This is a genomic window from Streptomyces sp. NPDC058741 (assembly GCF_042746715.1).
GTDB lineage: Bacteria > Actinomycetota > Actinomycetes > Streptomycetales > Streptomycetaceae > Streptomyces.
This window is the reverse complement of the sequence record NZ_JBHYQH010000002.1, coordinates 191,067-204,434: the sequence shown is the minus strand read 5'-3', so window position 1 is coordinate 204,434 and position 13,368 is coordinate 191,067. Positions and strand designations below refer to the sequence as shown.

Genomic DNA, 13,368 nt, shown 5'->3' with positions numbered 1-13,368 from the left:
CCGGGAACCGGCGCGGCGGTCGGAGACCTCCTACACACCGGAGCAGAAGGGGGTTGCCATGAGCCAGGCGCTCTATGAGGAACGGTCCCGTAATCCGCTGGCGCGCACGGCGGAACTCACCGAGGACCGACTGCGCAGGGGCGGCCGGACCACACCGCTGGACGAGCTGAACCTGGCCGCCATGGCCGAGGCGTATCTGCGGGGACACTGGCTCGGCGGAGGCGGTTGCGAACGCCCCCTGGAGTCGCTGCCGCAGGGCCCGGGCGTCGTCCCGGTCACCCGCGTGACCGGCACCACCACACCCCTGAAGGTGCGCCGCACCGCCGACTTCGCCCGCGCGCTCGGCGAACTGGCCGTGCGCAGGTGCGGCGGGCCGGAGCACGTGGCCGCCCTCGCCGCGCGGGCGCGGGCGGAGGGCGTGCCGCTGTGGATCGCCCGCCGCTACGCGCCCGGACCCGCCGGGCGGGTGGCCGTCGCCGTGGACCGGCGCTCGGTCCGCGTGGACGTCTGGGGCCCGCACGCCCCCGTCGTACGCCTGCGGGCACCGTACGGCTACCGCCCGGACACGGCCGACCGGACCGGCGGCCTGGTCCTGTACGTCGGAGACACCACCGCACGCCTCGAACTGCGCAAGAGGATGCGCAAGTCCAAGAGCAGCGTCGACATCCGCCTGCCCGACCGGTCCTGGACCCTGCGCCGTGAGACCGCCGACAGTTCGTGGCTGCTGCGCGACGAGCAGCGGGCCGCCCTCCTGACCCGCCCTTCCCGCTGGCCGGGCCCCCCGCCCGGCACGGTGCTCCTCCCGCTGGCCGACGTCCACCACGAGAGCCCCGACCCCCTGGACGCCGTCATGGCCCACGCGGTCGCGGTCTCCTTCGGCCTGGGCGACACGACGGGCCTGGCCAGGTTCCGCGCCGTGACATCCCGCCGTGACACGGGCGACGACCACTGGGACCGCCCCTGGTTCAGCAACCTCGGCAGCGACCGCGCCGACAACGAACCCGGCGGCGGCGACGGCTGGGGCAGCGACGGCGGGGACGGCGGCGACGGGGGCGGTGGCGGCAGCGACGGCGGCGGGGGTGACGGAGGGGGCGGCGGCGGAGGCGACTAGCCGCCCGGAGGCGGATTACCGGCCCGCGGACAGGGAGGCCGTACGGCCGGTACGAGCGCCGGTCGGGCCGACCCGGGATCACCCGAGGGCCGTCCCGGTGGCCACCACGGCCCAGACCGTCTTGCCGGGGGCGCCCGGGCGGGGGGCCGTGCCCCACTCCTCGGCCAGGGCGGCCACCATCAGGAGGCCCCGCCCGCCGTCCTCACCGCCTCCGGTGTCCCGCACCTCGGGCAGTCGTTCCCCCCGGGCGTCGCTGACCTCGACGCGTACGCGCCCGCCGCTCTCCCTGCTGAGCCGCAGCCCGGCGTCCCGGCCGGGGACGAGACCGTGGGTCACGGCGTTGGCGGCCAGTTCCGCCACGACCAGCTCGACGCAGTCGTGCGCCGGCGTGCCGTGGCGCCAGCCCCAGGCGTCCATCTGGCAGGAGGAGAGCCGGCGGGCGAGCCGGGCACCTCGTGGAGAGGCGGTGAAGCGGAAGGAGAACACCGTCTGGTCGGCGAGCGGAAGCGGCAGCGCGGACCGCCGCTCCTGACTGGGGGAAGTGGTCATGCCCCGAAGATCCCGCGCCCGCACCGGCGCCCACCAGGTACGACGGCCCCACGGTGACGCTCTGTCGGGGTGCCGGGCGACGGTGTCGGGCCTGCCGGGGCGGCCTCCGAGCTCCGGCCCAGGGCAAGGTGAACCGGATCGTTCACTCTTCCGGTGCAATCTGCCCTGGTGGCGGCGTGGTTGACACGGGGGCGTCCTACGGTGCGAGCACGGGTGACCGGTGGACGGATGTGCTGAGGGGGCGAGTGCGATGGAGTCGGGCGCGGACTCGGGCGCGGGCACGGAGGGCGGCGCGGGTGCCGACTCGAACGGGCAGTTCCTGCGCTGCTTCGGCCGCCAGATGAAGCTGCTGCGGGAGGCCGCGGGGCTGACGCAGGCGCAGCTGGGGGAGCGGGTCGGCTACGGCGAGGCGCAGATCGCGGCGGTGGAGCAGGGGCGGCGGATTTCCCGGCCGGAGCTGGTGGACGCGGTGGACCGGGAGGTGGGCGGGCACGGGGTGCTGGTCGCCATGAAGGGGGAGGTGGCGAAGGCCCGGTATCCGGGGTTCTTCCGCGAGTTCGCGGCCTTGGAGGCCGATGCCTCCGAACTACACGCCTACGACGCCCATGTCGTCAACGGCTTGCTGCAATGTGAGCAGTACGCACGCGCGGTCTTCGGCATGTGGCGGCCCCTGCTGGATGCGGAGACCGTCGAGCAACGGGTGGCGGCGCGCCTGGACCGGCACAAGTTGCTGGCTCGGCACCCCAAGCCGCTGCTGAGCTTCGTGATCGAAGAGAGCGTCCTGCGCAGGCCCCTTGGGGGTACGGATGTCATGCGGGCCCAGTTGGAGCACCTGCTGCTCGTTGGACACGAACGCAACGTGGAGCTGCAGATCATGCCGACCGGCCGCGACGAACATGCAGGAGTCGCGGGGCCCTTCACGTTGATCCTCACGCGGCAACGACGGAGGATGGCGTACACGGAGGTGCAGAGCAACAGCGCCCTGCATACGGCGCCAGCGAAGGTCGAGGGGTTCGAGTCCACGTATGGAGTCCTGCGGGCGCAAGCAATGACCCCCAGGGAGTCGCTGGCCTGGATCGAGAAGTCCTTGGGAGAGTTGTGAACGCCAACGACGATCAGGCAGCACAGGTGACCTGGGTGAAGAGCAGCCACAGCGCTGGCGATGGTGGCCAGTGCGTCGAGGTCGCGGACGCCGGTACGGCCGTGCTGGTCCGCGACTCCAAGCGCCCGGACGTGGCGATACTCAGCGTGCCACCCGCTCAGTGGACGGCGTTCGTGCGGATGACCGCGGGCGTCTGAGGCGAACGAGGTGGCGGTGGGCGGCCGTTCGCGCTTCCCACCGTCCCTCACGTGCTCTGCGATGCCGTGACAGCCTGCCGGCGGCCGCTCGTAGGATTGCCGGATGCCCCTGCCGATGCGCACGAGTCGCCGTACGGGGGCTGCCGTGTGGGCGGTGCTGCGACGAGCGGCGGCGCACGGCTCGCCGTGATGGCGGGAGCGCTCTGCGTCGGTCCCGTTGCGGTCATCGCCCCGGGCGCCCCACCGCAAGCGGAACCGGAGCCGCGGCCCACATCACCGCGGGTGTACTCCTCGTGTCTGGCGGCCGACACCGACCCTGTTCCCGCGGGCGGCGACCCGTGCGCCCGCGACTGAAGAACGACCGGGCGACGGACCGCCGCGGCACGCCGGGCAGCACCCCGAGGTCAGAGCTCCGTGGGCTCCAGCGCCCCCAGCTGCTGCATCAGCCCCAGCCGGTCGTACTGCCACCAGCCCTCGGCGATCTTCCCGTCGGGGGTGCAGCGGTGGATGGTCGTGCCGGTCATCGTGACGTCCCGGCCGGTCGCCGCGATGCCGAGGAAGTCGCCCTTGTGGTGCCCGTGGAAGGTCCAGCGGGTGCAGACCCGGTCGCCCTCGGCCAGCTGGTCGTCGAGGGTGAACGAGAAGTCGAACCCGCTCCGCCACTCCTCGATCTCGCGCCGCACCGCGTCCAGTCCGATGACGTCCTGCACGTCGGCCGGGTCGTGGTCGTGGTAGTCCTCGATGAACACGTCGTTGAACGGCGGCGCGGCACCCTCGCCCGGCGCGAGTTCGAAGAACCGGCGCACGATGGCCGCGTTCAGCCGCTCGTCGCGCACCACGTCGAGGTCCGTGAACGTCGGCGCCTCCTCGCAGAGCGCCACCATGTCCTGGAAGATCCGGTCGGTCTCCGGGAGCCCCGAGTTGCGCATCGCCTCCTCGTACGACGGGAACTCCACGATCTCGACGATGTGCGAGGCGTCGGCCCGGTCCTTCGCCACCACACTGTGCGTCGCGGTCCGCTTCCCCTTGGTCTGCTCGACCCACCGGTCCATCAGCCGGTTCATCTCGTCGAGCCGGCTGGTCCTGCATTCGATGAGCTGTACGAAGGTCATGGCCTCGCCTCCGGCCCCCCTGGGTCCGGCTGAACAGCTCCATTGTCCCAGGCGGGCCGCCCGGGCGCCCGGTGACCGAAGGGGCTACTGCGGCCCGTACTTCCGCCCGGTCCTGGACGACACCGCCCCCAGCATCCCCCGCGGCACCAGCTTCGCCGCGCCCATCAGCGCCTTGTAGCGCAGGTCGGGGACGGACAGTGTCTTGCCGCGGGCCAGGTCCTGCAGCGCCGCCGCGACCAGCTTGTCCGCGTCGAGCCACATCCAGCCCGGGATGTTGTCCGTGCCCATGCCGGCCCGGTCGTGGAACTCGGTGCGCACGAAGCCGGGGCAGAGCGCCATCAGCCGTACGCCGCTGCCCTCCAGATCGCGGGCCGCGCCCTGGGTGAACTGCACGACCCAGGCCTTGGAGGCGCCGTAGGTGCCCCGCGGGACGAACGCGGCCACCGAGGCCACGTTGACGACACCGCCGCGCCCGCGGTCCCGCATGCCCGCGGTCGCCGCCGACGTCAGCCGCAGCACCGCCTCGCAGTGCACCTTCAGCATCCGCAGCTCGTCGGCCATGGGGACGTCGAGGTAACGGCCCTTGTTGCCGAAGCCGGCGTTGTTGATCAGGAGGTCGACGGGGTTCCTGCGCTCGCCCAGGCGGTCGGCCACCGCCTCGATGCCCTTGTCCTCGGCGAGGTCGGCCGTCACCACCTCCGCCTCGATGCCGTGCCGGTCGTGCAGCTCGGTCGCCTGTTCCCGCAGCCGCCCGGTGTCGCGCGCGACCAGCACCAGGTTGTGCCCGTCCGCCGCCAGTCGCCGCGCGAACGCGGCCCCGATGCCTGCCGTCGATCCCGTAATCAGAGCCGTTGTCATGGCAGAAGGGTAGTGACCCGGAACGCTCCGGTCCGCTGCTACAGGGGGCCGTGCGTGGTGAAGGCTCCGTGGAGAGGGGCGTGGCGGGCCGCGTCAGGCCCCGTACTGCTCCTTGTGCTCCCGCGCCTGCCTCAGCGATTCCGGGTGCAGGGCCTGGCCCGCCGCGAGCAGTCGCGGCAGCGGCGTCCGCTCCACGGTAGGGGGCCAGGCCCCAAAGCGTCGACGCATTATTCACGGCTGCTTCAAAGGGTCGCTTATCCTCGAAGGGTGATCGAAGCCCGCCACCTCCGTGTCCTGCGTGCCGTCGCCGCCACCGGCTCCTTCTCCGCCGCGGGGCGGGAACTGGGCTGCACCCAGCCCGCCGTCAGCCAGCAGATGAAGGCCCTGGAGACCTCCGTGGGCACCCCGCTGCTGATCCGCACCGGCCGCGAGATGCGCCTCACACAGGCGGGCGAGGCCCTGGTGCGGCACGCCGCCGGGATCCTCGCCGGGCTCACGGCCGCGGAGGAGGAGGTCGCGGCCATCGCCGGGCTGCGCGCGGGCCGCGTCAGGCTCGTCTCCTTCCCCAGCGGCAGCTCCATGCTCGTCCCCACGGCCCTCGCCGCCCTGCGCGCGGAGCACCCGGGCACCCGGGTCTCCCTGGAGGAGGCCGAGCCCCCGGCGTCGGTCGGACTGCTGCGCGAGGGGGACTGCGACGTGGCGCTCGCCTTCCGCTACGAGGGGGCCGCGGGCGCGGAGGAGTGGGACGACCTCGTCGTACGGCCGCTGCTGAGCGACCGGCTCGTCGCGCTCGTGCCGGAGCGGCACCGGCTCGCGGGCGCGGAGTCCGTGGCCATCGGCGAACTCGCCGAGGAGTCCTGGATCGCGGGCTGCCCGCGCTGCCGCGGACAACTGGTCGAGGTGTGCGCGGCGGCCGGCTTCACTCCGCGCATCGACTTCGCCACCGACGACTATCCGGCGGTGGTCGGGCTGGTCGGCGCCGGTCTTGGCGTGGCCGTGCTCCCCCAGCTGGCCGTCGAGTCGGTGCGGCCCCGTGGGATGCGCACCGTGAGGCTGGAGCCGGCGGTGCGACGGGAGATCGTCGCGCTCACCCTGCCCGACCTCGCACAGGTCCCGGCAGTGGCGGCGACGCTGGACCAGCTGGCCCGGGCGGCCCGCCGCTGACAAGGGCCCGCCGTCGGCGACGGCACATCCGCCGAGGGCGGCTCACCTGCGTTCAAAAACCAACGGCACGCATGCGCGTGCCTGTCTGAAAAAACGTTCCTTCAGTTGTTCGAGGCGGCGTGCCCGCCCGATGTCGACGCCGATGCCGACACCAGCCGGTTGCGCGCCCGCCCCATGAGCTCTTCACGCTCGTCCTCGGTCAGTCCGCCCCACACGCCGTACGGCTCCCGCACCGCGAGGGCGTGGGCGGCACACTCGGCGCGTACCGGGCACCTCATGCAGACCTCCTTGGCCGAGTTCTCACGAGCGCTCCGAGCCGCACCGCGCTCACCTTCCGGATGGAAGAAGAGGGAGCTGTCCACCCCACGGCAGGCAGCCAGCAGCTGCCAGTCCCACAGGTCCGCGTTCGGTCCGGGAAGGCGGGAGAAATCTGCCATTACGTGACCCCTTGTAGCCGTTCTTGGCGGATCCGGTGTCCAAGACCGTACAACTACGATCTAAGGAGATGAAAATATGACTCATTGCGAATCTATCTCCAGACACCGCCGAAGTGGAAGAAATGGCTCTGAATGGGGCATAAGTTGTGATGAAAGTTCGAGGGTCCGACGCGCATATCTGCACCGTGTCCGTCCACTCACGTAGAGTGCCGAAGATGACAGTCGCCCCCGTAACTCTTTCGAGTGACCGTCGTTGAGAGTGCGAGGCGGTTGAAGGAAACAAGCACTCGGGCGGGCGTCCGAGACGGTCGACCGCACAGGTGACGATTTCGTACCAGCCTGGAGGCTCAAGGTGACGCGCATCAGCTGCGGAGGGCGGTCATGACTTCCGTCCTCGTCTGCGACGACTCCCCGCTTGCCCGAGAGGCGCTCCGTCGCGCGGTCGCGACCGTGCCCGGCGTAGAGCGTGTGACGACGGCGGCCAACGGCGAGGAAGTCCTCCGCCGCTGGGGGGCCGACCGCTCTGACCTGATTCTGATGGACGTACGCATGCCCGGCCTGGGCGGCGTCGAGACGGTCCGGCGGCTGCTGTCCGCCGACCCCGGTGCGCGCATCATCATGCTCACCGTTGCCGAGGACCTCGACGGCGTGGCCCTCGCGGTCGCCGCCGGTGCCCGCGGCTACCTGCACAAGGACGCCTCCCGCGCGGAGCTCCGCGCGACGGTGACGCAGGCCCTGGCCGACCCGACCTGGCGGCTCGCCCCGCGCCGGCTGCGCTCGGCCGAGATGGGCGCGGCGCCCACGCTCACGGCGCGTGAGATCCAGGTCCTCGAAGGCATGAGCCACGGCCGCTCCAACGCGGAGATCGGCCGCGAGCTGTTCCTCTCCGAGGACACCGTCAAGACGCACGCCCGGCGCCTGTTCAAGAAGCTCGGCGCCTCGGACCGGGCCCACGCCGTGGCGCTCGGTTTCCGGTGGGGCCTGGTGCGCTAGGGCCTGTCCTTCGGATCGGGCCGGCTGCGACGCGCGGCCTCCGGCGCGGGCCGGAGAGCGGGGGCATCCCGATGCCCCCGCGCGAGCCGTACCCACGCGTGCGCACGCCGGTCACCGACGACAACGCCGGTGGGGACCTCTCCCTGCCCGAGCGCGGTCGCGAGCTCGGGAGGGTGCCGCTCAGGCCCCACGTCCCCGGGGTGATCCGAACGGCAGGCCCCAGGGGCGACGGCGCGGACGCCGGCGGTCGCGGCGAGGGCACGGAGAAGCAGGTGGGCGGGGGTGGACCCGGAGTCCGCCGGATGCCCGCTGCTCGTTTCGCCGCGGATGCCGCATCCTTGAGGGTGTGGAGTTCCTCGGGGACGAGTCGGTCGAGCGGAAGGGGAGGGCGCAGAGGATGAGTTCCGGCGCACCTGCTCATAACGCTTCGGTGCACAACGACGGGCGCGGTGCCGCGGACCCCGCGGCCGCAAGGCACCATAGATCGATGCGCGAAGACGAGGCGGGCCATCCGCATGGGGCGATCGGCGCGCTCGTCCACCGCGCGGTCGACGGGGACGAGCAGGCCACGCACGACCTCCTCGCCCACGTCCACCCCCTCGCGCTGCGCTACTGCCGCACCCGGCTGTCCCGCCTCCCGGGCGACGCCCGGCACTTCGTGGAGGACCTCGCCCAGGAGGTCTGCGTGGCGGTGCTGCTCGCGCTGCCCCGCTACCGGGACACCGGGCGCCCCTTCGAGGCGTTCGTCTTCGCCATCGCCGCCCACAAGGTCGCCGACCTGCAGCGCGCGGCGATGCGTCATCCCGGTTCAACGGCCGTCCCCTCCGACGAGATGCCCGAGCGCCCCGACGACTCCCTGGGCCCGGAGGAGCGCGCCCTGCTCAGCAGCGACGCGGAATGGGCCAAGAAGCTCCTGGCCAACCTCCCCGAGAACCAGCGGGAACTGCTGTTGCTGCGCATCGCCGTGGGGCTCACGGCCGAGGAGACCGGACAGATGTTGGGAATGTCACCCGGCGCGGTCCGGGTCGCCCAGCACCGGGCGCTGAGCCGGCTGCGGGCACTGGCCGAGCAGTAGGCGCCCCGGGCGCACCCCCCGTTGAACAGGTGGCGCGTAGTTTCCGTACGAACATACGAAGCCCGGAGCCGACCGGAACCGTGGAATGAGACAGCCGCGCTTCCCGTTAGCATGGACATCCGCACCGATCAAGGCCATTTGGGGAAGGTGTCATGACTGCCAACGTCGACGGAGTGCCCGGTAAATTCGCGACACTCGGGCTGACCTACGACGACGTGCTGCTGCTGCCGGGCGCGTCCGAGGTGCTCCCCAACGCGGTCGACACCTCGTCCCGCATCTCCCGCAACGTCCGGGTCAACATCCCCCTGCTGTCCGCCGCCATGGACAAGGTCACCGAGTCGCGCATGGCGATCGCGATGGCGCGGCTCGGCGGCGTCGGCGTCCTGCACCGCAACCTGTCCGTCGAGGACCAGGTCAACCAGGTCGACCTGGTCAAGCGGTCCGAGTCCGGCATGGTCACCGACCCCATCACGGTGCACCCGGAGGCCACGCTCGCCGAGGCGGACGCCCTGTGCGCCAAGTTCCGCATCAGCGGCGTGCCCGTCACCGACCCGGCCGGCAAGCTGCTCGGCATCGTCACCAACCGTGACATGGCCTTCGAGACGGACCGTACCCGCCAGGTGCGCGAGGTCATGACGCCCATGCCGCTGGTCACCGGCAAGGTCGGCATCTCCGGCGTCGAGGCCATGGAGCTGCTGCGCAAGCACAAGATCGAGAAGCTGCCGCTGGTCGACGACGCGGGCCTCCTCAGGGGCCTCATCACCGTCAAGGACTTCGTCAAGGCGGAGAAGTACCCGAACGCCGCCAAGGACGCCGAGGGCCGGCTGCTCGTCGGTGCCGCGGTGGGTGCCAGCCCGGAGGCCCTGGAGCGCGCCCAGGCCCTCGCCGAGGCCGGTGTGGACTTCCTGGTCGTCGACACCTCGCACGGCCACAACAGCAACGCCCTCAGCTGGATGGCCAAGATCAAGTCCGCGGTCTCCGTCGACGTGATCGGCGGCAACATCGCCACGCGTGACGGCGCGCAGGCGCTCATCGACGCCGGTGTCGACGGCATCAAGGTCGGGGTGGGTCCCGGCTCCATCTGCACGACCCGCGTGGTCGCCGGCATCGGCGTCCCCCAGGTCACCGCCATCTACGAGGCCGCCCTCGCCGCCCGTCCGGCGGGCATCCCGGTGATCGGTGACGGCGGCCTGCAGTACTCCGGCGACATCGGCAAGGCCCTCGCCGCCGGCGCCGACACGGTGATGCTGGGCAGCCTGCTCGCGGGCTGCGAGGAGTCGCCGGGCGAGCTGCTGTTCATCAACGGCAAGCAGTTCAAGTCGTACCGCGGCATGGGCTCGCTCGGTGCCATGCAGTCCCGGGGCCAGGGCCGGTCGTACTCCAAGGACCGGTACTTCCAGGCGGAGGTCGCCACCGACGACAAGCTCGTGCCCGAGGGCGTCGAGGGCCAGGTGCCCTACCGCGGCCCGCTGGCCAACGTGCTCCACCAGCTCGTCGGCGGTCTGCGCCAGACCATGGGCTACGTGGGCGCCGCCACCATCGAGGAGATGGAGTCCAAGGGCCGCTTCGTGCGGATCACCTCCGCGGGCCTCAAGGAGAGCCACCCGCACGACATCCAGATGACGGTCGAGGCGCCGAACTACAGCAACAAGTGACGTCGCCGCGCGCGTGAGACTGTGCCGAAGGGCGGCCCCGGGAGCATCCGGGGCCGCCCTTGCCGTGCCCGTCGGCGATACTGGAAGACGCTGAACGCATCAGGGAAAGGCCACAGACGTGACTGAGATCGAGATCGGGCGCGGCAAGCGCGGCCGCCGGGCGTACGCCTTCGACGACATCGCCGTCGTCCCCAGCCGCCGTACGCGGGACCCGAAGGAGGTCTCCATCGCCTGGCAGATCGACGCCTACCGCTTCGAGCTGCCCTTCCTGGCCGCGCCCATGGACTCGGTCGTCTCCCCGGCCACGGCCATCCGCATCGGCGAGCTCGGCGGCCTCGGCGTGCTGAACCTCGAGGGCCTGTGGACGCGCTACGAGGACCCGCAGCCACTGCTCGACGAGATCACCGAGCTGGACGCGGAGTCCGCGACCCGCCGTCTGCAGGAGATCTACGCGGCTCCGATCAAGGAGGAGCTGATCGGGCAGCGCATCAAGGAGGTCCGCGACTCCGGCGTCGTCACCGCCGCCGCGCTCTCCCCGCAGCGCACGGCCCAGTTCTCCAAGGCCGTCGTCGACGCGGGGGTGGACATCTTCGTCATCCGCGGCACGACGGTCTCCGCGGAGCACGTCTCCGGTTCGCACGAGCCGCTGAACCTGAAGCAGTTCATCTACGAGCTGGACGTCCCGGTGATCGTCGGCGGCTGCGCCACCTACACCGCGGCCCTGCACCTGATGCGCACCGGCGCCGCCGGCGTGCTGGTCGGCTTCGGCGGCGGCGCCGCGCACACCACGCGCAACGTGCTCGGCATCCAGGTCCCCATGGCGACGGCGGTCGCCGACGTGGCCGCGGCGCGCCGTGACTACATGGACGAGTCGGGCGGCCGGTACGTGCACGTCATCGCGGACGGCGGCGTCGGCTGGTCCGGCGACCTGGCCAAGGCGATCGCCTGCGGCGCGGACGCGGTCATGATGGGCTCCCCGCTGGCCCGTGCGACCGACGGTCCGGGCAAGGGCCACCACTGGGGCATGGAGGCCGTGAACGAGGAGCTGCCCCGCGGCCAGAAGGTCGCCCTGGGCACGGTCGGCACGATCGAGGAGATCCTCGCGGGCCCGTCCCACACCCCGGACGGCTCCATGAACCTGTTCGGCGCCCTGCGCCGCGCCATGTCCACGACCGGCTACAGCGACCTCAAGGAATTCCAGCGCGTCGAGGTCACGGTGGCGGACTCACAGCACCGGCGGTAGCCGGTTTCGACGCCGACAAGGGCCTGGTCGCTCGGGGGAGTGGCCGGGCCCCTTCCGCATGTCCGACCCCGCCCTGACGGGGCACGTGTTGGGCACAGGGGGCGCACGGTCGCCTTCGGGTCGTTCAGCCCGGCGGAGGGCGGATCCGGAGGGCTAGTGTCCGTGATCGGCGCCCCGGTTCTTCTGGGTCGCCCCCTTCCAAGGGCATGGTTCCGGACCCCGGCCTGCGGGGCCCGGCCCGAATCCGACGTGCCGCCTACCGGGTCAATGGGCGGCGTCGTGGAAGGGGGCGCCCGTGGGACTCCACCGCAAGCCACCCGCTGGGACCGACTCCGTCTTCGGATGGTGCAGTGCCGGAGGAGGTGGATCTTGCGGATCTTCGGATGGCGAGCGGCCGTCCCCACGAGAACTAGGGGCGGATACTCCGTGATCCGTCCAGGAGCCTGCCGCAGTGACCGCTGGGGCGGGCTCCGCCTTGTGTCGGATGGCGAGCGGCCGTCCCCACGAGAACTAGGGGCGGATACTCCGTAATCCGTCCAGGAGCCTGCCGCGGTGACCGCTGGGGCGGGCTCCGCCTGATTCCGTAAGGTACCCGCGCCGGGTGCCGCATGCCACCAGTCCCAGGGCTCACGCACCCCGCGCGCCCCTGTTCACAACCGATGCGCCGCCCCCGTAGGTGCCGCCCCCCGGGTGTCCAGCAGCAGCTGCGCCTTCACCGACAGGCCCTGCAGGTCGTACGTGCGGTGCTGCTGGAGCAGGACGGTCAGGTCCGCGTCGGCCGCCGCCTCGTAGAGGGAGTCCGCGCGGGGGACGGGGCGGTCGAGAACCCTCCAGGCGGGGACGTGGGGGTCGTGGTAGCTGACCGAGGCGCCCAGCTCCATCAGCCGCCGGGCGATCTCCTCGGCCGGCGTGCCCTGGAGGTCGGCGAGATCCGGCTTGTAGGTGACGCCCAGGAGCAGCACGCGTGCGCCCCGGGCCGACTTGCCGTGCTCGTTGAGGAGCGTGGCGGCGCGCTGGACGACGTAGCCGGGCATGCGGTGGTTGACCTGCTGGGCCAGTTCCACCATGCGCAGACCGCGGCCCGCCCGGGTGGTCAGGTCCTGGGGTACCGAGTGGCCGCCCACGCCGGGGCCCGGGCGGAAGGCCTGGTAGCCGTACGGTTTGGTCTCCGCGCAGCGGATGACGTCCCACAGGTCGACGCCCAGCTCGTGGCAGAGCACGGCCATCTCGTTGACGAGGGCGATGTTCACGTGCCGGTAGTTGGTCTCCAGCAGCTGCACGGTCTCCGCCTCGCGGGGGCCACGCGCGCGTACCACCTTGTCGGTGAGCCGCCCGTAGAAGGCGGCGGCCGACTCGGTGCAGGCCGGGGTGAGGCCGCCGATGACCTTGGGAGTGGTGGCGGGCGTGACGTCGCGGTTGCCGGGGTCGACGCGACTGGGGGAGTACGCCAGGTGGAAGTCGCGGCCCGCGCGCAGACCGGAGCCCTCCTCGAGGAGCGGACGGAGGAGGTCCTCCGTCGTCCCCGGGTGCACGGGCGACTCCAGGATCACGGTGGTGTGCGGGCGCAGATGCGCGGCCAGGGTGCGGGCGGCGGCCTCCAGCTGGCTCAGGTCGAGCCCGCCGTCCGCGCCCCGCGGGGTCGGCGCGCAGACGACCGCGGTGCGCACGCGGCCCAGCTCGGCCGGGTTCGTGGTCGGCCGGAAGCCCCCCGAGAGCATCCGGCGCAACTCGGCGGGGCTGAGCGAGCCTGCCTCCGGTCCGGTCCGGTAGCCGATCGTGGAGATGCCGGCGGCGACGGCGGCCTGGGCCAGGGGCAGGCCGTACGGGCCGAGTCCGATGACGGCGAGATCTGCGGGCATGGCGTGGCCGTCC

At 72.0% G+C, this 13,368-nt stretch carries 13 protein-coding genes and 1 pseudogene; 8 read left to right on the top strand and 6 right to left on the bottom strand.

The features are described from left to right. The first annotated feature begins 58 nt into the window (after positions 1–58). On the top strand, positions 59–1,111 hold the full coding sequence (locus tag ACFW6P_RS02345; protein WP_386349774.1) for a hypothetical protein: 1,053 nt from the start codon (positions 59–61) through the stop codon (positions 1,109–1,111). A gap of 78 nt (positions 1,112–1,189) precedes the next feature. Here ACFW6P_RS02345 and ACFW6P_RS02340 read toward each other — a convergent pair whose 3' ends face one another. After that, positions 1,190–1,660: an ATP-binding protein gene (locus ACFW6P_RS02340; protein ID WP_386349777.1), complete on the bottom strand. Its 471-nt coding sequence runs from the start codon at positions 1,658–1,660 to the stop codon at positions 1,190–1,192. Between the two features lie 250 nt (positions 1,661–1,910). Between ACFW6P_RS02340 and ACFW6P_RS02335 the strand changes: the two genes are divergently transcribed. Continuing rightward, positions 1,911–2,762, top strand: coding sequence for a Scr1 family TA system antitoxin-like transcriptional regulator (locus ACFW6P_RS02335; RefSeq protein ID WP_386349780.1), 852 nt, complete (start codon positions 1,911–1,913; stop codon positions 2,760–2,762). Further along, positions 2,759–2,959, top strand: coding sequence for a DUF397 domain-containing protein (locus ACFW6P_RS02330; protein ID WP_386349783.1), 201 nt, complete (start codon positions 2,759–2,761; stop codon positions 2,957–2,959). Before ACFW6P_RS02335 ends, ACFW6P_RS02330 begins: the two co-directional genes overlap by 4 nt. 404 nt (positions 2,960–3,363) lie before the next feature. Here ACFW6P_RS02330 and ACFW6P_RS02325 read toward each other — a convergent pair whose 3' ends face one another. The 3 genes and pseudogenes from ACFW6P_RS02325 to ACFW6P_RS02315 all read right to left on the bottom strand — a co-directional run. Beyond that, complete coding sequence (locus ACFW6P_RS02325) at positions 3,364–4,071, bottom strand: ester cyclase (protein WP_386349785.1); 708 nt, start codon at positions 4,069–4,071, stop codon at positions 3,364–3,366. Between the two features lie 84 nt (positions 4,072–4,155). Continuing rightward, positions 4,156–4,929, bottom strand: a complete 774-nt coding sequence (locus tag ACFW6P_RS02320) for an SDR family NAD(P)-dependent oxidoreductase (RefSeq protein WP_386349788.1) — start codon at positions 4,927–4,929, stop codon at positions 4,156–4,158. Positions 4,930–5,022: 93 nt separating this feature from the next. Next, positions 5,023–5,127, bottom strand: a pseudogene (locus ACFW6P_RS02315) (MOSC domain-containing protein); the annotation flags it as partial. Positions 5,128–5,196: 69 nt separating this feature from the next. On the opposite strand from ACFW6P_RS02315, the gene ACFW6P_RS02310 reads away from it, so the two are divergent. Continuing rightward, entirely contained in the window at positions 5,197–6,093 is an 897-nt protein-coding gene (locus ACFW6P_RS02310; protein WP_386349791.1) for a LysR family transcriptional regulator, read from the top strand. Positions 6,094–6,194: 101 nt separating this feature from the next. Here ACFW6P_RS02310 and ACFW6P_RS02305 read toward each other — a convergent pair whose 3' ends face one another. Further along, positions 6,195–6,530 carry a WhiB family transcriptional regulator gene (locus ACFW6P_RS02305; RefSeq protein ID WP_386349794.1) on the bottom strand — a complete coding sequence of 112 codons (336 nt, stop codon included), beginning with the start codon at positions 6,528–6,530 and terminating at the stop codon, positions 6,195–6,197. A 381-nt stretch (positions 6,531–6,911) separates the two neighbouring features. On the opposite strand from ACFW6P_RS02305, the gene ACFW6P_RS02300 reads away from it, so the two are divergent. The 4 genes from ACFW6P_RS02300 (at position 6,912) to ACFW6P_RS02285 (ending at position 11,496) form a co-directional block, all read left to right on the top strand. Then, positions 6,912–7,523, top strand: a complete 612-nt coding sequence (locus ACFW6P_RS02300; protein WP_003948568.1) for a response regulator transcription factor — start codon at positions 6,912–6,914, stop codon at positions 7,521–7,523. Positions 7,524–8,010: 487 nt separating this feature from the next. After that, entirely contained in the window at positions 8,011–8,598 is a 588-nt protein-coding gene (locus ACFW6P_RS02295) for a sigma-70 family RNA polymerase sigma factor (RefSeq protein WP_386349796.1), read from the top strand. Between the two features lie 152 nt (positions 8,599–8,750). After that, positions 8,751–10,253, top strand: coding sequence for an IMP dehydrogenase (guaB, locus tag ACFW6P_RS02290; protein ID WP_386349799.1), 1,503 nt, complete (start codon positions 8,751–8,753; stop codon positions 10,251–10,253). Positions 10,254–10,371: 118 nt separating this feature from the next. After that, entirely contained in the window at positions 10,372–11,496 is a 1,125-nt protein-coding gene (locus ACFW6P_RS02285; RefSeq protein WP_386349802.1) for a GuaB3 family IMP dehydrogenase-related protein, read from the top strand. Between the two features lie 650 nt (positions 11,497–12,146). On the opposite strand, the gene ACFW6P_RS02280 is transcribed toward ACFW6P_RS02285, so the two are convergent. Beyond that, positions 12,147–13,355, bottom strand: a complete 1,209-nt coding sequence (locus tag ACFW6P_RS02280; RefSeq protein ID WP_386349804.1) for a nucleotide sugar dehydrogenase — start codon at positions 13,353–13,355, stop codon at positions 12,147–12,149. Positions 13,356–13,368 lie beyond the last annotated feature (13 nt).